A 21,192-nucleotide genomic window follows, 5' to 3' on the forward strand; every position below is an offset into this window, starting at 1 on the left:
CGCTTCACATTAGAAACCAGCCACCCGAAAGACCAACCATGAAATTCAGAAACCGCTTTGGGGTCGTTGGCCTGCCTTTTCCGGTTCGCGAAACGAGGCAGCTTCTGTTCGTTGCGGGGATCAGTGCCTGGCTGGTTTCACTCCCGGCCCGGGCTCAGGAAAATACAATTCGCGGTACGTTCAGGGATAAAAACAACATTGGTCTGGCTGGCGTTTCGGTTGTGCTGGTTGCCCAGCGTGACACCACCCAAAAGCAGTATCGGCTGACCGATACGACCGGAGGCTTTCACTTCGAAGGACTGGCGGCCCAATCCTATCTGCTCCGGGCGACCTGCCTCGGGTTCAGCCGGTTTATAAAAGCAATTTCCATACCGCAGCCTCATCAGGATATTGGCATACTGGTGTTGCAGGAACAGGTCAACACACTCCGGGCCGTGACCGTTGTTGGAAAACTGGCCAGTGTTGTGCAAAATTCTGATACTGTGCAGTTTAATGCAGCTGCTTACCAGGTTAATCCCGATGCCAGCACTGAAGACCTGGTTCGGAAACTGCCCGGTATCAGTCTGGAGAATGGAACCGTAAAAGCGCAGGGACAAACCGTGAAGCAGATTCTGGTGGATGGCAAACCGTTCTTCGGCGATGATCCCGCCATTGCGCTCCGGAATTTACCGGCGGACGCGGTTGCTAAAGTGGAACTGTTCGATCAATGGAGCGAGCAGTCGAAATTCAGTGGTATTAACGACGGAAACACAGTCAAAACGATCAACATCGTGACGCGGGCCGACCGGAAAAAAAGTGTCTTTGGCCGAGGGTATGCGGGCGCCGGAACGGCGGGTACCTATACCGCTGGGGGTAACCTTAACTTCTTTAGCGGCAAGCAGCGTTTGTCCCTTATCGGTCTCGGAAATACCATCAATGAGCAGAATTTTTCCACGCAGGATTTAGTGGGCGTTGGAAGTGGTGATGCGCCGAAACCGCCCATACCGGGCGGTGGTTTTCAGGTCAGCCCACAAACCGGTATTAGCCAGACGCATTCGATAGGGGTTCAATTTTCGGATGAATGGGGCAGGAACATGACCGTTCAGGGAAGTTACTTCTTCAACCACAGCACGAACCGAAATCAGCAGTCTGACTACCGGCAGTATTTTCTGCCGGGGAGCCGGAATCTGTATTCCAGAACGCAGACGGAAAGCAAAACCCGGATGGATAACCATCGGATGGATATTCGGGTGGAGTATGCGCTTGACGACCGGAACAGCCTGGTGTTCGCGCCCCGGCTGAGTGTACAATCCAATCAGCCGGATCAGACGAGTCATGCGCAGACGTTGCAGGCCGACAGCACCTTGCTCAATCGGACTGCCAGCCATTATCAGGACCGGAACCAGGGCTATTCACTGGCGAATAAGCTGTTGTTCCGGCACCGTTTTGGCAGGCCGGGCCGAACCCTTTCCCTGGACTTGGGAGCTACGCTTTCGAACCGGCAGGCCAGGGGGGAACAGGCGTCGCAAACGGATTATTTTGACGACAGCACGACTTCCCAGACCATTCAGCAACACAATCTGACCACTTTATCGACCCGGCAATTTGTGGTAAATGCGGTGTACACAGAACCGTTGAACGCCGTCAGCCAGTTGCACCTGAGTGGTCAGCAGGCCACTTCATACAGTGTGTCCGTCCGCGACATACGCTCTCTGCGTCCGGAAACCAGCCCGCAGGATTGGCCGAACGTGTTGCTGTCAAATACGTTGTGGAGCAACTACACGACCCGTCGCATCAGGATGGGGTACCACCTGCATTCGGCAAAAACGAGTTTGGTCGTCGATCTCGCTTACCAGCATGCGACGCTCTTTGCCGAACAGACGGACCCGGATCAGTCCAAAAGCCGGACCTCGTTCGTGCATTTTCTGCCGGCGGCAGATTTTCGTTACCTGCCCAATGCGGATACCCGGATCCAGTTGATGTACCGGACTACCACACAGGCTCCTTCGGCCACGCAGTTGCAGAATGTAATCGATACGACAAATCCCCTGCTGATCAGCACCGGAAATCCGGCTTTGAAACCAGTTTACAACCACACCTTTACCGCGAATTATACGCTTACCCGCTCCCGTCAGGGCAGTAGTGTATTCATCGAGTTGATCGGAAACCTGGCCCGTCATTACATCGGTAGCGCAACGGTATTCAGCGAAGGAATGAGCCAATCTGGCAGTGACTCGCTCGGAATGCAGGGCGTACAACGGGTACGCCCTGTTAACCTGAATGGCTACCACACCGTTGGTTCCCAGTTGACTTATGGCCTGCCGCTGCAGTTTATCAAAAGCAATCTGAACCTGAATGCCGGTTACGCCTACAGTCAAATTCCGAGTCAGATTGCCGGTCACGTCAATTTTCTGCACGGTTTTACCTTCACCCAGGGCACCAGCCTGAGTAGCAACATCAGCCCCAAAATTGACTTCTACGTCGCGTATCTGCTCAACTACAACCAGATCAGAAACACACTCCAGACCAGATCGAACAGCCGGTTTGTGTCCCAAACGGTGTCGGCCCGTCTTTCCTGGTGGATGGGGGCGGGGTTTGTGTGTCAGTCGGATATGACCAGCCAGACATATCGCTCGTTTTCCAGTCAGCAGACCCAGCATCTTGCCGTCTGGAATGCGGCCCTGGGAAAGAAGTTTTTAAAAGACCGGCGGGGCGAACTAAAAGTATCGGTGTTTGATTTGCTCAGGCAAAACGCCCGCATCAGCCAGGTGTTAACCGATACGTATTTTCAAACATCCCAATCGAAGCTCTTGCAGCGCTATTTCCTGCTAACATTCACGTATACGATTCGGCCATTGAAAAAAGGGAATTTGTCCGAACAAAATCTAAATTCGCAGGCCATTCCCGGCAGGCCGGAAAAACCATGATGCCGATTGCTGGTTTATTTTGTAGACAGATTGCCAGAATCACCAAGGCATCCTTTTGGCACCCCGTGGTATACGAAGAACGATCGATGATGAAAGCATTACGCGGTTTAGGCTGGCTGGTCGTTCTTCTGCTTGGCGGGACGGGCACAACCGCTCAGCCGCCCGATTCGGTGTCAGGGCGTGTGCAAGGGTATCTATCGAACCGAATCGGAGATTACGATGGAATTCGGCTGCGAACGAACGCCGGCGAAATCCGGCTTCACTTTCCACCGCATACCGCGGCAACAATTCGTCGGCTGGCGGCAGCAGGGCAGTTTATCAGCGCGCAGGTTGAACCGGAACCGCCCCGGCCCGGCCCGGCCCGACCGGGCTCCGAAAATTCACCTACAGCAACTGTAGCAAGCCGTGAATCTGCTGGTGGTACGTATCGAATAATCCAGTTGAAAAATCCGGCATCAGGCAAAGCAGTCCGCGTGGCCGACATTCCGCCACCTCCTCCGCAGTTGGGACGGTTGATCCAGATCGAAGGGCCGCTGGTCAAGATTCTGCGCGCAGAAACCGGGCAGGTGATTGCCTTGCTCACGGATAAATACATGATTGAACTGAAACCGCACCAGGGCGAGCAGATCAGCGCGCTGCTGGGGGGCGTCAAGCGGTTGGGCGTGGTGGGGTATGAAAGACCCACCGACGGATTTGTTAACCGGAGCGGCCGACCCCTGGTTTTTCCGACAACCCTGACCATTCGGGGACAAACCTTTGCACTTTGATGAAAATCCTGCTGATTGACGACGAAGAAAAATTAGTCCTGCACTTGCAGAAGGGCCTTCGACAGGCTGGGTATTCGGTCGACACGGCCTCGTCGGCAGCCGCGGGGCTGGAACAGGCGGCAGTGGGTGACTACGACCTGATTCTGCTGGATTTGATGTTGCCTGGCGCGAGTGGCTTCGACGTGCTGCGTACCTTGCGCGAATTTGGGATCGACGCCCCCGTCATGATTCTGAGTGCGCTCAACCAGTCGCAGCATGTGGTGCGCGGGCTGGACCTGGGAGCCGTTGACTACCTCCGAAAGCCATTTGAACTGGACGAACTGCTCGCCCGAATCCGCACCGTACAGCGTGGGCAGGCGGGGAGTCGGCTTGCCATCTGGCGCGTCAGTGACCTGACGATGGATCTGGCGACCCGGCAGGTTAGCCGTGCCGGTCAGCCGATTGCCCTGACCCCCCGGGAATACCAATTGCTGGAACAACTCATGCGCCAGGCGGGGCGGGTGATTGCAAAAGCGCAGTTGACTGAAAAAGTGTGGGAGTCTGATTTCGACCGGGGCAGTAACGTCGTGGAAGTGCATATTCATCAGCTCCGGAAAAAAATTGACCGGGGATTTCCGGCGACCCTGCTCGAAACCGTGGTGGGGGTCGGCTACCGGCTGCGCGGTTCACTGGAGGTGGATTCCTAACCCTGCATCCCTATGTCGGTTTGGCGCCCCATCCGCAGCATCCGTCTGAAAATTGGCTTTGTGTTTGCCCTATCCTTTTTTGTCGGGTTTAGCGGAGCCGCAGCCTATGTTTTCTACCGGATGCGCGGGGTATTGATTCAGCAGGACAACCGGACTCTGACAGACCGGGCCACGCGGCTGTTGGAACGGACGTCCATTTATCCTCTGGTCATTCCACTCCCGGAACGGGGCGAGGTGGTGGCGTTGTGGTATGTCAGCGAAAATTTCAGAAAACGCCTTTACCAATCTCCCGCGTTCCCCACCGCCTATGCGGGCGCCAAACGATCCGCTATTACCCAGATCGATACGTTTCGGCTGGCCCGCGTTGTACGTACGGCCAGCGATGGCTATGGGAAAATCGCGATCGTCGTGGGGCGGAGCGACCGTCCGCTGATCCGACAGTTGCAGGAAATTGGCTGGCTGCTCATCATCACGCTCGTAATCAGTATGGTCATTTCCGGACTTGGTGCGTGGTGGCTTGGTGGATGGCTGTTAAGTCCCCTGCGGACGATCATCAACTCGGCGCGGTCGGTCAACCGGGCTGAGCAGGTTACCTCCATTCCCACGCCGAATACCAGCGATGAATTGCAGGAACTGGCCGATACCATCAATGACATGCTGGCGCGCATCCGTCAGGCGGTCGATACCCAGCAGAATTTTTTTGCCGCAGCCTCACACGAACTGCGAACTCCCCTCAGCATTCTGCGCACCGAAATCGAAGTCGCTCAGCGGGAAGCCGTCGACGAACGCGAACGTCATTTCTTGGCTAGCCAGCTTACAGAACTTCGCCGGTTGAGCCGCCTGGTCGATGATTTGCTGGCCATGAGCCAGCTCCGGGCTGGAACGCTGCACCTGCGCCCGGAACCCATCGAACTCGACGACCTGACTCTCTACCTGACCGAAAGGTATCATCGTCCCATCAACGAGCGACAACTTTACCTGTCGATTCGGCTGGATGAAACCGCTCTTTCGCTCACCGTGCTGGCCGATCAGGACAAACTGATCAATGTATTGCTGAATTTACTCGACAATGCCGTAAAATACGCCTTGCCGCAAACCCGGCTTGAACTCAGCATTCTTCAGGAAAACCACTCGATTGTCTGGTCACTTTCCAACCGGACTGCCGTGCCGATACCGGATCCCAATCGACTTTCCAGTGAATTTTACCAGGCTGATGCTCGGTACGATGGCTACGGACTGGGGCTCTGGATCAGTCACCAGATTGTTCGGTTGATGGGGGGAACACTTACCGTAGCCGTTGCCGATGGGTTGTTCTGTTCAACCGTTTGTTTTGAGAAACGATAAAGCCAGCTCCCAACTGAAAACTGGCTTTATAATTCCACTGTAGATAGCAGTCAGCCCCCATTTGTTGCTATTCCGGTTTGGCTGCGACGGAGTTCTGTTCCGTCAGAATCCCCTGTCAATGCTCCCGGTTTTGGGAGCGTGTTTAAGCAGTTAGCGTGCTTTCGGGCGGGTTTCCGGTACCAGGAACCACAACACGGCCAGGGCAACGACGGCCAGTCCGGCCAGGGTCAGGAAAGCCACATTGTAACTGGTTCGCTGGAGAAGGGCACCCGAGAAAGCGTTGCTGAGTGATGCGCCCAGGCCAACGGCGGTTGCAATGGCTCCCTGTGTGGTGTTGAACAATCCGCTCCCGCTGGTCAGATCGGATACCATCAGGATCGACAAGACACCAAAAATGCCGGCGCTAATCCCATCCAGAATCTGAATGGCTACCAGCAAAACCGGGTCGTCCGTGAGCGTGTAGAGCAGCCCCCGAACGGGCAATACGGCAAAGGCAATCAATAACAACCGCTTACGGCCTTTTGGGGCCAGTCGCCCTGTAAAGTGACTGACGGGAATCATGACCAATTGCGCCACAATGATACAGGCTGACATGTAGGCCGATGACGCTCCGGCACTAATTCCCTGAGCCAGTCGCTGGCCCAGCAGGGGCAGCATGGCGGCATTGGCAAAGTGGAATAAGACACAGGCCAAAGCAAAAAACAGGATCGACCGGTTTTTCATCACGGCACGAATCCCCGTTACGTTGTCTTCCTGTTCCCCCTCTTTTTTGGGTGCGCTTTTGCCGCGGGCCACTTCATGGTCGATATCATCTTCCCGAATGCGCCAGAGGGATACGCTGCTCAGGAGCGACATCAGGGCCAGCAACACAAAAATACCCTCGGTTTTTACGTAATAACCAACGAGACCAGCCAGCACGGCGGCCACGACATTGCCGGCATGGTTGAACGTTTCATTCCGGCCAATTCGATTATCGAGTGCTTTGGGGCCAACCAGGCCGAGCGTGATGGCGGCAACCGCCGGAACAAACCAGGCGGCAGCAAAACCCATGATGATCTGTCCACTCAAGATAATTTCGTAGCGGGGCCACAGAATGGTAAGCAGCGAAGCCGAAGCAATCAGCAGCGAAGCCACAATCGACAACAGACGTTTTCGTCGCGTGCGGTCAACGAGTATGCCGGCTGGTGTTTGGGCCACAACGGTTGCAATGCCCATCAGGGACATGGCAATGCCTATATCCTGAGCGTTCCAATGCCGCGTGGCGAGTAAATAGATGGCCAGGTAGGGACCAAGCCCATCACGCACATCCGCCAGGAAGAAATTGGCCGCATCAAGAGCCCGCAAGCTGGTGCTGGTGGGCTTGCAGGCCGGAATTTCAGGGGTTGTTTTTACCATTTTTTGAAGATAAAAAAGACGGCTATAACCATGAAGGCAAACCCTACGAGGTGATTCCAGGCTAGTTTATCCGTTTTGAAGAAGTAAATCGTGATGAGCGTGAAGACCGTCAGCGAAACTGCTTCCTGAATGGTTTTCAATTCGAATAAGGTGAAGGGCCCCCCGGTTTCGTTGGAGCCAATGCGGTTGGCCGGCACCTGGAATACATATTCAAAAAAAGCCAGCCCCCAACTCAGCATGATGATCCCGAAAAGAGATAGTTTTGCAATGAAGGGATAACTTTTGAGCTGGAGATGACCATACCAGGCCAAGGTCATAAAAATGTTCGATACAATTAGCAGTCCGATGCTATACAATGACTTCATTCGCTTAAAAATGGATGGTGATGGTAGTCTAAACCCATGGGTCCGGCACTTTCAGGGCCGCTTCAAATCTACCTGCGCCAGATGAAGTCTAACTGAAAACAACATTAATAAATCTTAAGCTCGGTTGGCTTTCCGTGTTGGCCCGGAGCGTGCGCCATCAACGATTAGCCACAAAAAATCCCCGTAAACAGTCGTTTACGGGGATTTTCAATTTCAATGTGTCCACGGAGGGATTCGAACCCTCACACCATGACGGCACCACCCCCTCAAGATGGCGTGTCTACCAATTCCACCACATGGACAGGAAAACCGTATTTTTTGTGGATGCAAAAGTAGGCAGTTGCACGCAAAAAACCAAGACGTCCTTACTTATTACTAAAAAATGATGCGACCATCAGTAAGTGCAGCAAGCCCCGTGCCTTTATAATCCAGAACGTATAGTGGGTCGTAGCCGGCGCGTATAAACAATGGCTGGGATCCCTGTTCAGGTCGGTGGTTCCGCCACCGGGCTGGTTCGTTCATCATAGGTTAGCACTGAACCTGGCTCTTCTCCCGATAGAAGAGCCAGTGTTTTTTTGTGGGGGGAAGGGACGATTGACGATTGACCATGGACGATTGACGAAATGGCTTATCGTCTCTCCTTACAATCGTCAATGGTCATGGTCAATGGACAATGGTCAATCGTCAACCGTCCCCCTTCAACAGCACCACCAGTTCATCGATGGCGGCCCGGATGTTGTTGCGGACGTCCAGAATGGACGCTTCCATCATGTAACAGGGCGCGGTAATGATCTTGTTTTCCCGATCGACCGAAATTTCCCGCACGGTTTTCATCTCGGCGTGGTGGCCCAGCGAAGCGATCCCGGCGGCAATTCCGCTGATTTCGTACGGACTTTCTTCCAGATCCGAACCCACCGTGAGCGTGGCCGAAATCCCGCTGCCTTCCAGGGCTTTGGCCAGCGTGGTAGGGCTCATGCAGAGCGCGACAATCGGTTTTTTAAGCGAAACCAGGTCGAGGATGAATTGCCTGACCGGTTCCAGAATCGGCCCCTGCGGACCTTCGAATGCCCATTTGGTGATGTTTTTGGCCGTACCGAAACCGCCCGGCATCACCAGTCCATCCAGTTCATCGGCGGTCAGGGTGGCCAGATTCCGGATGTTGCCCCGTGCAATCCGGGCCGATTCGACCAGTACGTTCCGGGTTTCCGGCATTTCTTCGCCCGTCAGGTGGTTAATCGCGTGGTATTGGTCCACATCCGGGGCGATGCAAACCGGCTCGGCGCCCACTTCTGCCAGGGCCAGCAGGGTCAGGACCGCTTCGTGAATTTCGGTGCCGTCGTAGACGCCGTTTCCGTGTAACAAGACTCCGATTTTCATAATTCAGGGGGTCAATGAGGGGTTTTTTTGGGGAAAATTAAGCCAAAAAGTTGTAACTTCAACGATTCATTTCAACCTTCGCCGGACGAAACGAAATTCGGCCAGTAGTAAACAAAAAGAAAATAACAGAGAGCATATGGCAATGGAATTAGTAGGTAAACTGGTAAAAGTTTTACCTGAACAATCGGGTCAGGGGAAAAACGGAACCTGGACGAAGCAACAATTTGTACTCGAAACCATCGACCAGTTTCCCAAACAAGTCTGCCTGATGGCCTGGGGCGAAAAAGCCGCCGAACTGGCGCAGTATGCGCCGGGCGACACGATGAAATGCGCCATCAGCATCGAATCCCGCGAATACAACGATCGCTGGTATACCGACGTGCGGGCCTGGCGGATCGAGGCCGCCGAAGGCGGTGGAGGAGGATACGAACCGCAATCAGCTCCAGCCGCGGCCCCCCGTCGCTCGGAACCCCGCGCAGCTGCGGCTGACCGCCCGCTGACGACGTTTGAAGAAGAAGACAACGGACTTCCGTTCTAAGGCTACACTGACCACCCGGGTGATTTTTGGTTCTGCCGGAAATCACCCGAATCAGAGTTTGGAAAACAGCTTTTCCATTCCTACGTCGATCTGTTTCTGAAGCTTCTCCGGCTTCTTCGGGATAACCCCTTCCACAATTCCCTGCCAAACCAGCTCATTCCGCTTCGAATCGATCAGGTGTACGTCGATCGTTCCCTGCCGGTATTTGCCCACGGGGACTTCCTGAGCCCGCCAGCTATAGCGACGCTGTCCGATGTAATAGGGCGGATCGGTGCGAAAATTCGTTTCCCGGGTCTGCGTTTTCTCATCGACCGCAATCCCAATGTTCATCATCAGATCCGGGTGCGTGTCCACCCGACGGAGTCCCTTGTCCACCAACTGTTTCTCAATGGCGGTTTTCAACGCATCGACCTGTGACCGGTAAAAACCGCTCTGCGGGATGTCGCCCGTCGATTCGATGTCCGAAAAGGCAAACGTGCTGTAATTGGACAACGCAAAGTTGGGAGCCGGATCGGTTTTAACGACACGAATCGAGCTACAGGCAGCGATGGCAATCAGGATACAAAAAAAGCAGGCCGGTGTAAGGGCTTTCATGGTTGGAGCGTTCATTCAGTTGCTTTTAAAACGAATGGCCGTTGAAAAAGTTGGCAGGAGCGTGAACGGACGGTGGAATGCAATAAAAATCCCGCCCCTGAGAAGGATGCGGGTTCGGGAAGAAAGTGTGTCTTCGCTGTAATTTTGGTGATCCGGCTGGGATTCGAACCCAGGACCCATACATTAAAAGTGTATTGCTCTACCAGCTGAGCTACCAGATCGTTAGCAATTGTCAGTGATCAGACATGAGGAACTCGATGCGACTGAAGAATTAACACTGAAAACTGTAGACTTCTTATTTTTTGGTGATCCGGCTGGGATTCGAACCCAGGACCCATACATTAAAAGTGTATTGCTCTACCAGCTGAGCTACCAGATCGGAAAAGGAGCAGATGAAAAGAAATGATATAAACCGTAACCTTTCTACTTTTACCTTTTGTAATTTTGAGTCGCTTCCCAAAATTGCGATGCAAAAGTACCTTTTCTGACGTGAAAATGCAAGGTCACTCCTTAAAATTGCTCTATTTTTTTTCATTTTTGCTGTTCCTGCGGGTCGGAAATGCGGCCGCAGCATCGACGTCCGTGACCCTCTATCAGGCTGATTCTCTGTTTGCTGCGGGGCTCTACCCGGCTGCCGTAGAAGCCTATGAATTCCACCTTCAAAAAGGCTACAAACCGACCGATCCGATGCTGTTGAAGCTGGCCTACGTGTGGGAAAAGCAGGGTGACGTGGCCAAAATGCTCTATTATCTGCAAGTTTATTTCGACCGCCGACCCGACGAAGCCATCCTGAAAAAAATGCACGAAGTGGCGATTCAGAATAATCTTCGGGGCTATGAAACCGACGACCTGAATTATTTTTACCTGTTCTACAAACAATACGGACTCTACATTACGCTGGGGCTTGTGTTGCTGGGGACCTACGCCTTTGGCATTTTCTGGCTGAAATACCGTAACCACGAACCGGCCCGCCGACGGCATAAACTCATCGTCCTGGCCTACCTCACGGGTTTGCTGCTGCTGGTCAACCTGCCCGAACGCTACCAGTCCGGAATCATCAACCGCGACCGCGTTCTGCTCCGGCGCGACCCCTCTTCGGCGGCTCCGGTGGCTGACGTCATCAACCGGGGCCACAAAGTCAACATCCTCGGCAGCCAGGACGTCTGGCTCCATGTCTTCTGGAACGACGGCCTGTACTACGTCCGTAAGGACAGTGTGTGGTTGATTTAACTTTGAGTTTACGGTTTACGGTTTACGGTTTACAGTTTACGGTATTCGGTTTACGGTGGCTGACGCATGCTCGCTAGCGCTTTGTATAATGCGTCAGCCACCGTAAACCGAATACCGTAAACTGTAAACCGAATACCGTAAACCGAATACCGTAAACTTTAAACGCGTTTCTTCAACGGCGAGTCTTTTTCCTTCGCCAGGGTGTTGTAGACCAGGCGATCCATGAGTCCGGGCATCCATTTGTTGAGGAAAACCGTCAGCTTCCCCTGAGAGGTCAGGATCAGGTCGCGTTTCCGGCGCTTGACGGCCTTTACGATGTGATCGGCACATTCTTCCGCGCTCATCATTTTGCTCTCGTCACGCATCGTTTCTCCCGCCACCTTACCTTCGTTGTTCAGGGAAGAGACGCGGATGTTGGAAGCCGTAAAACCCGGACAGGCCACCAGCACATGAACGCCGGTGTCGAGCAGTTCGGTGCGGAGTGCTTCCAGAAAACCGTTCATGGCAAATTTGGAGGCCGAATAACCGCTGCGCACCGGCAGCCCCCGGTAGCCGGCAATCGATGACATGCCGACGATGGAGCCTTTGGTTTTCAGAATGTGGGGCAGCGCGTAGCGGGTGGCATACACCGTTCCCATGAAATTGATGTCCATCACTTTCCGGATCACGTCCGGGTCCACGTCCTGCAACATCGAGCGCATGCTGATGCCGGCATTGTTGATCAGAATGTCGAGTCGGCCGTAGGTTTGAACGGTCGCATCGATCAACTTCCGGACGTCGGCTTCCTGGCTCACGTCGGCCTGAACGGCCAGCGTATCGATGCCACTCCGGCGCAATTCGTCACGGACGGTTTCGAGCGATTCGGGCGAACGGGCGCAAATGACGATGGAAGCCTGCTCGCGGCCAAACGCAAAAGCGAGTGCTTTGCCGATTCCCGACGAAGCACCCGTAATCAAAACAACTTTATCTTTCATGAAACAGTGGGAATTCCGGATGAGAACCGAAAGGAGGGCGGATAAATAATTATCAGTTTTTGGTAGAAACTTCTCATTTTAATAAGTTATCTAAGTATTGCCCGCCTGAGGTTGCAGAGAATTAGAGCAAAGTTAGTATTATTGCGGAGCAATCTGGACCATTTACTATTTACGATTTATGAAAAGAACATTTGCGTATCTGATGACCGCCTTTGTGGCAGCAGCCCTGACGGTGACATCCTGCTCACCCATTAAAGACGCTCCCGACAAGAATAATACGGTCGAATTTGTAGCCACCCTGAACGGTGCGCAGGAGGTACCCGGCAACGCTTCGGCAGCAACCGGCACAATGACAGGAACTTACAACAAAGCTGCCAAAGAACTAAGCTATACCATCAATTACACGGGCATAACGCCGACGGCCGGCCATATCCACCTGGCACCCGGTGGCCCGGGAACAAATGGTGGCGTCATCATTCCATTTGCCTCCCTGACGAGTCCGATTAGCGGAAAAAGCACGCTGAACCAAGTGCAGGAAAACGCCTTGATGGAGGGTCGGCTGTATGCCAACTTACATACTGCTTTGTTTCCTGCTGGAGAAATTCGCGGAAATATCATGCGGAAAGAATTCTAAAATTGACGTGGTCAATTCACAAAAAAAGCGATCCCGGAAAGGATCGCTTTTTTTGTGTGTTTTAACGAAGAAGCGTCACCGTGCCTTTGTACGACCGGTTGGTGTACTGAATCAGGTAAAAATACTGCCCCGGTGGATAGTCCTCCCCATCCCAGCGGAAGAGCCGGTTGGTGGACGAAAAAACCGCTTTTCCCCACCGATTCACGATGTCGACCCGGCGAAACTGATCGGAGCAATTGTCCAGCGGTAAGTTGGGAACGCTGAACACATCGTTTTTGCCGTCTTCATTGGGCGTAATGACGTTTGTAATGGTGATGTTGTAATCGACCGGAACATCCTTCACCACGAAGGTGACGCGGGTCGTATCGTAGCGGTTCGGGCAACTGCTGTCCTGCGAAATAAAATCGAGTTCAAACGTGGCCTGTTCTTTTCCCTGAAGCACCGAGCAATCGGGTTGCCAGACAAAGGGCGAGGTTAGCGGCCCCGGCCCGGTTTTGTTTTCAAACTGCATACCCATGCTTTTCCAGTCGAAATTTCGACCCACCGCCGTGAGTTTCAGCACGTCTGGGTCGGGGTCTTCGGCAACGGCATCGAAGCGAACCGCAGCCGGAACCGAGTCGCCGTGCGTAATGGTCAGCTCAACCACCGGATCGGTCAGCGTGGTTCGGACCGTGGGCGGTCGACCGGTTGCGGGTGTGGCTTTCAGCCGAACGGTCACCGTGTCGCGTAGATTTCGGTTGCAGCGGGTGTCGGTCACGATGAAATCTACGACATATTCCGTGTTTTTAACCTGATCACACTGCGGATTCCAGTTAAACTGCGAACTTACCGAGCCTTGTCCCGAAACCGCCGAAAAACTCATGCCGACCTGAGAAAGCGTGAACCCGCGTCCGACGGCCGTCAGCGTGATCATATCTTTGTCGGCATCGGTTCCCAACACGTTGAACTGGAGATTTTTTCCCGCCTGTACGGTCGTCTGGTTGCCGGGCAGGGTCGTTTCTGCATCCGGTCGGCGGTTGAGTTCCGGTTCCAGCAGCAGGGTGACGAAAAGCGTGTCTTTCAACCCCTGCGGACAACCTTCGTCGGTCGCCAGCAAAGCCAGTTGCAGCGGTTTTCCATCGGCCAGGCATTTGTCGAAACAGATCCGGGTCCGGACCGAGTCGCCGGAAGTGCGGATGGTCACTTCGTCCGGTGAAAAGGTGATGCCTTGCGCCGGACCGTTCAACACCGACAGCTTGACCTTCTGATTGGCGTCCAGGTCGGTGACATACACATCCACGCAATTCGCATCCTGGGTGCTTAATTTCAAGACTGTTCCTTCTTTGTAAAAAGCCGACTGTCCGGTTTGCCGCATCGCCACAGCGGGCGGGTTATTCTTTTGACAGTCAATGACTTTCAACTGAAAATCCCGACGAACGAGGCCGATGCGCTGGTAAACGCCCGACGCATTTTTTCGGTATTCTTCCACCTGAACGCAAAAAACAAACAAACCCACCTGCCCGGCAGTCACGGTGAGCTGTCCGGTTCGGGCATTGACCCGCAACGGCAGCGGTCCCGGAATGGCCCGGTCCTGGTTGAGTCCGCTGCTCCACCGGACTTCGGGATAGGAAGAACTGGGCAAGGCCACCTGCGGCCGGGGATTGGCCGCCGTGCTGAAACCGTTGTAAGGCGTCACGAGCCGGTAGGCCAGGCTGTCGCCGTCCGCGTCGGTGGCACCAAAATCGAACGCAAACGGCTGGTTGATGCAGATGTAATCGCCCTGAACGGGGCGGAAGGTTGGGGATGAGTTGAAGACGTCCGTGTTGCCGGTACGCTGCGCCGGAAACTCCAGGTAAAACGTGGAACCGGCCTGAGCGGGATTCTGGATGTTGCTGATGGAATTGTTGCGGCAACAGCGTTCCCAGACCATGTAATAGCCGCGCGGATCGTTGAACGCATTGAGATTGAATACCACGTTTCCGCCATATTTCAGCAACCGTGTACGAAGCGACGGCAGGGCGCACTCCGGTTTGGTGTAGTCGACGGGCTGCGAGCCGATTTGTGGCAGTTCGACCGAACCAATAAAGGCATTGTCGCCTTTGCGGTAAATAAAAATGACAACGGTGGGATCTTCGGCTTGCGGATTGCCGTTCAGATCGTCAAAATACAGGTTGAGGTTGATTTGGTGGGTAAACGGGTTTTGATTGGTTAGTCTTTTCAACTCCAGTTCGCCCCCCACGATGTGCGTTGCCAAAGCCGGAAAAATCAGGCCCATCCAGCCCACTACCAACCAACACCACCAGGCTGTAATCCGATAAAACTGTTTCATTCAAATACGGATAGGGTTGTCGAAACCAAAATACGGTGCTTAATTTACAGAATTTATTACAGTTTATTATGTCAGGAAAGACCCAAAAGATGTCGCAACGGTTGCAAGCGATTCGGATTGATGATGTTGCGGCTGAAGGAAAATGTTTGATTCGAACGGATGAGGGAGTCATTTTTGTGGAAGGCCGTTCGGGCGGGCCGGTGGCAGCACCGGGCGACGTGGTCGATATTCGCATTGTCAACCGGAAAAAACAATACCGTGAAGCGGTCGTCGAAAAAATACATTCCTTTGGGCCAAGCCGGGCCGAACCGTTTTGTTCGCATTTTGGCACCTGTGGCGGGTGTAAATGGCAGCACATCCGGTACGACGAACAACTCCGTTTCAAAGGCCAGCAGGTGTTCGATCACCTGACCCGGATCGGGAAGGTGCAACTGCCGCCGGTTCGGCCAACCTTGTCTTCCGTGCAGACCACCTATTACCGCAACAAACTGGAATTTACCTGCGCCGACGGCCGGTGGATCACCGAGGAGGAGATTCGTTCCGGGATGTCGGTGGACAAACGGGCAGTCGGTTTTCACATTCCGAAACGGTTTGATAAAATTCTGCCCATTCAGCATTGTTATTTGCAACCTGATCCGTCAAATGCCATCCGGCTGGCGGTGGGGGCGTATGCGTTCGAGCACGGTTTTACGATGTATAACCTGAACACGCACGTCGGTTTTTTGCGGACGGTGATTATCCGCACCGCTTCGACGGGGCAGGTGATGGTGGTGGTGCAGGTCGCCGAAGACCGGCCGGAGGAGCTGGCCGGACTGATGGACATGCTGAAAACGACCTTTCCGCAGATCGCGTCGCTGAATTACATTCTGAATACCAAACTGAATGATTCGTACCAGGATCAGACCGTGGTTCCGTATTGGGGAAAACCGTATATCGAGGAGCAGATGGAAGATGGCAGCGGCCAACCGTTAACCTTCCGGGTTGGCCCCAAATCCTTTTACCAGACCAATGCGGCTCAGGCTTTCGAACTCTACAAAATCACGCGTGACTGGGCGGGGCTGACGGGTTCCGAGCGCGTGTATGACCTCTACACCGGAACCGGAACCATTGGCCTTTTTGTGGCCCGGAAAGCGAAGCAAGTGATTGGCATTGAATACATTGAAGCGGCTGTTCAGGACGCGCGGGTGAATGCGTCCATCAACGGAATTCACAACGCGGAGTTCCTGGCGGGCGACATGGGGACCTTGTTGACACCGTCTCTTTTCAATAAATACGGCAAACCGGATGTGGTCATCACCGATCCGCCCCGGGCGGGCATGGACGAAGCCGTGACGCGGAATCTGTTGCTGGCCGCTCCCCAACGCATTGTCTACGTGAGTTGCAACACCGCTACCCAGGCCCGCGATCTGGCCATTCTGGACGAATTATACGAAGTGAAAGACGTTCAGCCTGTCGACATGTTCCCGCATACGCATCACGTGGAGAATGTGGTGAAGCTGGAGAAGAGAGAATAAAAAGAATATTAAATGAAAAATGATGAATGTAAAATGTAAAAGTATTTTCCAATCCGGCACTTTTACATTTACATTCATCATTTTTCATTTAATATTCTTTCAAAACGGCGTTTCCTGTTGGTTGGGGTCGATGTGGCCGAAGTTGGTGAAGTTGCCACCCGGCGTGTTCAACGTATTGGCTTTGCTTTTGACAATACCGCCCTGGTTTTCGAAATTCTGCGCGCCGGACGTTTTGGCGTCGAAACCGGCCGACGGGCCACTGAATGGGGGAGGAGTCTGCGGCATGAAGAACGCATCCAGATCGGCAAACTTGGTGTATTTGCCCACAAAGCGCAGTTGAACGGTATCCAGCGAACCCGACCGGTTTTTGGCGATGATGACCTCACCAATCCCGGAGACCGAATTACCGGCTTCATCGGCACTAATGCCGTAGTATTCAGGCCGGTAGAGGAAGATAACCATATCCGCATCTTGCTCAATCGAACCGGATTCCCGAAGGTCGGAGAGTTGCGGTTTTTTGTCGCCACCCCGGGTTTCAACGGCCCGGCTTAACTGCGACAGGGCAATGACCGGAACGTTCAGCTCTTTCGCAAGGTTTTTCATGGCCCGCGAAATCGAGGCAATTTCCTGTTCACGGTTCCCGCCCATTTTGCCCGACGTATCGCCCTGCATCAACTGCAAATAGTCGATCACAACCAGTTGAATATCGTGCTGGGCTTTCAGTCGGCGGCATTTGGCCCGTAATTCCAGAATGGACAGCGCGGGCGTATCGTCGATGAAGATCGGCGCTTCGGTCAGGCGCTGAATTTTATGGTGAAGCTGCGCCCATTCGTGCGGAGCCAGATTTCCTTTCTTGATTTTTTCACTGTCGATTTCCGCTTCCGCCGAAATCAGCCGGTTGACCAACTGCACCGATGACATTTCGAGCGAGAAAATCGCCACTGCCTGCCCAAAATCAACGGCGGCATTGCGAAGTGCGCTAACTACAAATGCAGTTTTACCCATCCCTGGCCTAGCCGCCAGAATGATCAATTCGGACCGCTGCCAGCCGGAGGTCAGCCGGTCGAGGGCACTGAATCCCGACGGAACCCCCGTCAGGCCGTCCTTCATGTTCTTTTTCTGCTCCAGTTCATCCAGCGCCTGCCGCATGATGGTGCTCATGTCGGCGTAGTTCTTGCGGATGTTGGATTCGGAAATCTTGAACATCGACTGCTCGATGCGGTCGAGGAGGTTAAAAACGTCGGTGGTGTCTTCGTAGGCGTCGCGCTGAATCTCGTTGGCAACCGTAATGAGGGCGCGTTTGATGGACGCTTCCGCAATGACGCGGGCGTGATACTCGATGTTGGCAGCCGAGGTAACGCGGGTCGTGAGTTCCGTCACGTACCCACCGCCACCGACCATTTCAATTTCACCGGTTTTGCGCAGTTGCTGCGTCACCGTCAGCATGTCGACCGGTTCGGCGTTTCCGAACAGGGTGACAATGGCGTTATAAATCCGGTTGTTGGCTTCCTTGTAAAAACTTTCCGGCTTCAGAATGTCGATCACGGCCGAAAGGGCATCCTTTTCAATCATCAACGCACCCAGCACCGCTTCTTCCAGATCGATGGCCTGCGGGGGCAATTTGCCCAGTCCCGTTGGCGTCAGCATGTGGTTTACACCGTCGGACTGGCTACGCCGATTGCCCAGGTAAGGGGTCTTCCGAAAGTTAGAATTGGTAGGGCGATCGTTCTCCATTGCTTTGCAAGTATAGCCAATCGGCGGTAGAATGAAAAGCCGGCAGGCCGGGTGTCAATCGGTTGAGGAACGGTTAGCAAGGCACTAAGTTGTTGTCTCTAAAGTACATATTCCCCGGCTGGCGGGGTGAAAAAAATGTGAAAATGTTTTTTGTTTTTAGCTTACGGTTTCATTCGATTTTATAGCCTTGCTGACCCATAGAATTCGGGGTTGACGCTGGAAAAGGCAACTGATTAATCGTGAAGGATTTGCGTAAATTTGGCAGGATTTGGAGATAATAATTGACGGTTTTTGTTGTTTACTACGTATGATCCTCTAAATTTAGAAAGAAAATAAGGATCGGTCACACTGAAAATATGAACGGAGATTTGGTAGAAAAAGTAATCACCCTTGACAATGTATCGCTCATCGACTTTTTGGGAGTTGAAAACAACAACATCAAAGAGGTCGCGGCCGCTTTTCCGATGAGCAAGATTATATCCCGTGGGAACGAAATCCGTATTAAAGGGACGACCCCGGAGATTACCCGTATTACCGACATTCTGGACTCGCTGATCGAGCATTACCAGAAATATGGTAAACTGACCCACGAGAACGTTCGCAGCTTTCTCAAAAACAATGAGCGTGAGCCGGTTGCGCTGCCCCAAACCGACGACAACGTGCTGGTGTACGGCACGAAAGGCGTCATCGTTCGGGCCAAAACCGCCAACCAGCAACGGCTGGTGGACGTGTCCGAAAAATACGATCTGGTCTTCGCCGTAGGCCCGGCCGGAACCGGGAAAACGTATACCGCCGTAGCCATCGCCGTGCGCGCCCTGAAAAACAAGGAAGTACGGAAAATCATCATCACGCGTCCGGCGGTGGAAGCCGGCGAGAATCTGGGCTTTTTGCCCGGCGATCTGAAAGAGAAAATCGATCCGTATCTTCGCCCGATCTACGACGCGCTGGACGATATGATTCCCGCCGAAAAACTGAAACTCTACATCGAAAGCCGTACGATTGAAATTGCTCCGCTGGCGTATATGCGGGGACGAACGCTCAACCACGCGTTCATTTTGCTGGATGAAGCGCAGAACACGACGCCGATGCAGATGAAGATGTTTCTGACGCGGATGGGGCCGGCTTCTAAGGCGATCATCACCGGCGACCGTTCCCAGATCGATTTGCCCAAAAACCAGCGCTCCGGGCTGATTGAAGCCGTTGAACTGCTGAAAGATATCAAAGGAATCGGCTTTGTGGAACTGGATGGCAGCGATGTGGTGCGTCACCGGTTGGTTAAAGAAATTATCACCGCGTATGAACGGGCTGAAAAATAGGCAACTTTTTGCTGCGCTGGGACTCATTCTCAGCATCGGTTTAACGGAGTCACGGGCACAAACGCCCGTGACTCCGCAACGCTGTGGCATCGATCTGCGCGAAGAAACCTTACAACGGCGTGATGCGCAGCGGCTAACCAAACGCCTGAAACTTAACGAAAAGATAGAAGACCTCATTCGGCAGCGAACCGAAGAACCCGGAAAAGCCCGGGTAGGAGAGGTTGTTTACCGGATTCCGGTGGTGGTGCATGTGGTGCATACCAACTCGTCCGGTTTTGTGGGCGGAGCCAACAACTCCAACATTTCCGACGAGCAGATTGCCTCCCAGATCCGGGTGTTGAATGAGGATTACCGCCGGATGGCTGATACCCGGGGCTTTAACACCAACCCGATTGGGGCCGACACCGGCATTGAATTTTTTCTGGCCCGCACCGACCCCGACGGGCTTCAAACCACCGGCATTACCCGGCACTATACCCAAAAAACGAGCTTTAACATCTACGACGGTTCCAGTGGTGACGACGTTCAGTTGTCGCAGATTGCCTATTGGCCCAGCGATAAATACCTGAATATCTGGGTAACGACTCTGCGGAACGATTATCTGGGGTACGCCCAATTTCCGGAAGCGGAAGGCATCGACGGTCTCTCGTCCCTGGAAAATGAATTGACAGACGGCGTCATCATCGATTACCGGTATTTTGGCAGCGACATCGGGGCCGTTACGAGCCCAACCTACCGGTATGGCCGAACCACGACGCACGAAGTGGGTCACTGGCTGGGCCTGATTCATACCTGGGGCGATGCGGTTTGCGGAACGGATTACTGCAACGACACGCCCCCGACCGAAAGTGCCAACCAGACGACGGCCTGCGCCGAGCGGTTTTCTACCTGCAACGGTACCCGAACCCGCAACCAGATCGAAAATTACCTCGATTATACGCCCGATGCCTGCATGAATTTGTTCACGCAGGACCAGCGAAACCGGATGCGGGCGGTGATCGAAGCCAGCCCCCGGCGTCAGCGCGTGGTGCGGTCGGCAGACCCGCTGCCCCAAACCGAATCGCTGACGGTGAATGTGTTTCCGAATCCTGCCCAGAAACTATCGACGCTGGAAGTGCTGTTCACCGGTTTTCAATCCTTTCAGGTCGACATCACCGATTTGTCGGGGCGGATCGTCCGCACCCAGCATTATACCGATTATCCCAGTTCTTCCATCAGCCTGCCATTGGATGCGCTGGCTCGGGGTGTTTATTTTGTAAAAGTATACACCGATAAAGAAACGGCGTCCAAAAGGCTGCTGATTCGTTAACTTACGGTCTACGGTTTTCTGTTTTCGGTTTTCGCCGGGCCGCCGGAGCGGTGCGGTTCCCCGCCCGGACTGACGCGTTCTTACAATATCGAATAATAAATATCGAATAATAAATATCGAATAATAAATATCGAATATTGAATAACGAATATTGAATAACGAAGAGACAAGCGTCAATCCCGACGGGGAACCGCACCGCTC

At 53.6% G+C, this 21,192-nt stretch carries 17 protein-coding genes and 3 tRNA genes; 10 read left to right on the forward strand and 10 right to left on the reverse strand.

The window, feature by feature from the left end:
• Positions 1 to 38 precede the first annotated feature (38 nt).
• The 4 genes from ACO064_RS30320 to ACO064_RS30335 all read left to right on the forward strand — a co-directional run bounded on the left by ACO064_RS30320 (position 39) and on the right by ACO064_RS30335 (position 5,703).
• Entirely contained in the window at positions 39 to 2,906 is a 2,868-nt protein-coding gene (locus tag ACO064_RS30320) for an outer membrane beta-barrel protein (protein ID WP_421830911.1), read from the forward strand.
• An 86-nt stretch (positions 2,907 to 2,992) separates the two neighbouring features.
• Positions 2,993 to 3,673: a hypothetical protein gene (locus tag ACO064_RS30325; RefSeq protein WP_421830912.1), complete on the forward strand. Its 681-nt coding sequence runs from the start codon at positions 2,993 to 2,995 to the stop codon at positions 3,671 to 3,673.
• A complete protein-coding gene (locus ACO064_RS30330) occupies positions 3,673 to 4,359 on the forward strand; it encodes a response regulator transcription factor (protein WP_421830913.1) in 687 nt (228 codons plus the stop codon). Before ACO064_RS30325 ends, ACO064_RS30330 begins: the two co-directional genes overlap by 1 nt.
• A gap of 12 nt (positions 4,360 to 4,371) precedes the next feature.
• On the forward strand, positions 4,372 to 5,703 hold the full coding sequence (locus tag ACO064_RS30335) for a HAMP domain-containing sensor histidine kinase (protein WP_421830914.1): 1,332 nt from the start codon (positions 4,372 to 4,374) through the stop codon (positions 5,701 to 5,703).
• A 150-nt stretch (positions 5,704 to 5,853) separates the two neighbouring features.
• Here ACO064_RS30335 and ACO064_RS30340 read toward each other — a convergent pair whose 3' ends face one another.
• The 4 genes from ACO064_RS30340 to elbB all read right to left on the reverse strand — a co-directional run bounded on the left by ACO064_RS30340 (position 5,854) and on the right by elbB (position 8,840).
• Entirely contained in the window at positions 5,854 to 7,098 is a 1,245-nt protein-coding gene (locus tag ACO064_RS30340) for an MFS transporter (protein ID WP_421830915.1), read from the reverse strand.
• Positions 7,092 to 7,463: a DMT family protein gene (locus ACO064_RS30345; protein ID WP_421830916.1), complete on the reverse strand. Its 372-nt coding sequence runs from the start codon at positions 7,461 to 7,463 to the stop codon at positions 7,092 to 7,094. The genes ACO064_RS30340 and ACO064_RS30345 overlap by 7 nt, the downstream gene beginning before the upstream one ends.
• 219 nt (positions 7,464 to 7,682) lie before the next feature.
• Positions 7,683 to 7,765: transfer RNA gene (locus ACO064_RS30350), tRNA-Leu, on the reverse strand.
• Between the two features lie 382 nt (positions 7,766 to 8,147).
• Positions 8,148 to 8,840, reverse strand: coding sequence for an isoprenoid biosynthesis glyoxalase ElbB (gene elbB / locus ACO064_RS30355; protein WP_421830917.1), 693 nt, complete (start codon positions 8,838 to 8,840; stop codon positions 8,148 to 8,150).
• 142 nt (positions 8,841 to 8,982) lie between these two features.
• Between elbB and ACO064_RS30360 the strand changes: the two genes are divergently transcribed.
• Positions 8,983 to 9,378, forward strand: a complete 396-nt coding sequence (locus ACO064_RS30360; protein ID WP_421830918.1) for a DUF3127 domain-containing protein — start codon at positions 8,983 to 8,985, stop codon at positions 9,376 to 9,378.
• A 51-nt stretch (positions 9,379 to 9,429) separates the two neighbouring features.
• Here the strand turns inward: ACO064_RS30360 and ACO064_RS30365 are convergent, their stop codons facing one another.
• From ACO064_RS30365 to ACO064_RS30375, 3 genes are all read right to left on the reverse strand, one after another.
• Entirely contained in the window at positions 9,430 to 9,972 is a 543-nt protein-coding gene (locus tag ACO064_RS30365) for a DUF4136 domain-containing protein (RefSeq protein ID WP_421830919.1), read from the reverse strand.
• A gap of 145 nt (positions 9,973 to 10,117) precedes the next feature.
• A tRNA-Lys gene (locus tag ACO064_RS30370) sits at positions 10,118 to 10,193 on the reverse strand.
• An 82-nt stretch (positions 10,194 to 10,275) separates the two neighbouring features.
• A tRNA-Lys gene (locus tag ACO064_RS30375) sits at positions 10,276 to 10,351 on the reverse strand.
• Between the two features lie 137 nt (positions 10,352 to 10,488).
• Here ACO064_RS30375 and ACO064_RS30380 point away from each other — a divergent pair.
• A complete protein-coding gene (locus ACO064_RS30380; RefSeq protein ID WP_421830920.1) occupies positions 10,489 to 11,202 on the forward strand; it encodes an SH3 domain-containing protein in 714 nt (237 codons plus the stop codon).
• A gap of 158 nt (positions 11,203 to 11,360) precedes the next feature.
• On the opposite strand, the gene ACO064_RS30385 is transcribed toward ACO064_RS30380, so the two are convergent.
• A complete protein-coding gene (locus tag ACO064_RS30385; protein WP_421830921.1) occupies positions 11,361 to 12,176 on the reverse strand; it encodes an SDR family oxidoreductase in 816 nt (271 codons plus the stop codon).
• A 178-nt stretch (positions 12,177 to 12,354) separates the two neighbouring features.
• On the opposite strand from ACO064_RS30385, the gene ACO064_RS30390 reads away from it, so the two are divergent.
• Entirely contained in the window at positions 12,355 to 12,810 is a 456-nt protein-coding gene (locus tag ACO064_RS30390) for a CHRD domain-containing protein (protein WP_421830922.1), read from the forward strand.
• 61 nt (positions 12,811 to 12,871) lie between these two features.
• Here ACO064_RS30390 and ACO064_RS30395 read toward each other — a convergent pair whose 3' ends face one another.
• Positions 12,872 to 15,118, reverse strand: a complete 2,247-nt coding sequence (locus ACO064_RS30395; RefSeq protein ID WP_421830923.1) for a gliding motility-associated C-terminal domain-containing protein — start codon at positions 15,116 to 15,118, stop codon at positions 12,872 to 12,874.
• A gap of 89 nt (positions 15,119 to 15,207) precedes the next feature.
• On the opposite strand from ACO064_RS30395, the gene rlmD reads away from it, so the two are divergent.
• Positions 15,208 to 16,632, forward strand: a complete 1,425-nt coding sequence (rlmD, locus tag ACO064_RS30400) for a 23S rRNA (uracil(1939)-C(5))-methyltransferase RlmD (protein ID WP_421830924.1) — start codon at positions 15,208 to 15,210, stop codon at positions 16,630 to 16,632.
• 99 nt (positions 16,633 to 16,731) lie between these two features.
• Here rlmD and dnaB read toward each other — a convergent pair whose 3' ends face one another.
• Positions 16,732 to 18,366, reverse strand: coding sequence for a replicative DNA helicase (gene dnaB / locus ACO064_RS30405; protein ID WP_421830925.1), 1,635 nt, complete (start codon positions 18,364 to 18,366; stop codon positions 16,732 to 16,734).
• A 368-nt stretch (positions 18,367 to 18,734) separates the two neighbouring features.
• On the opposite strand from dnaB, the gene ACO064_RS30410 reads away from it, so the two are divergent.
• Positions 18,735 to 19,682 carry a PhoH family protein gene (locus ACO064_RS30410; protein ID WP_421831084.1) on the forward strand — a complete coding sequence of 316 codons (948 nt, stop codon included), beginning with the start codon at positions 18,735 to 18,737 and terminating at the stop codon, positions 19,680 to 19,682.
• Complete coding sequence (locus ACO064_RS30415; RefSeq protein ID WP_421830926.1) at positions 19,663 to 20,991, forward strand: M43 family zinc metalloprotease; 1,329 nt, start codon at positions 19,663 to 19,665, stop codon at positions 20,989 to 20,991. The genes ACO064_RS30410 and ACO064_RS30415 overlap by 20 nt, the downstream gene beginning before the upstream one ends.
• The last annotated feature ends 201 nt before the right edge of the window (positions 20,992 to 21,192 follow it).

This window comes from Larkinella sp., from assembly GCF_965227735.1.
Lineage (GTDB): Bacteria > Bacteroidota > Bacteroidia > Cytophagales > Spirosomataceae > Larkinella.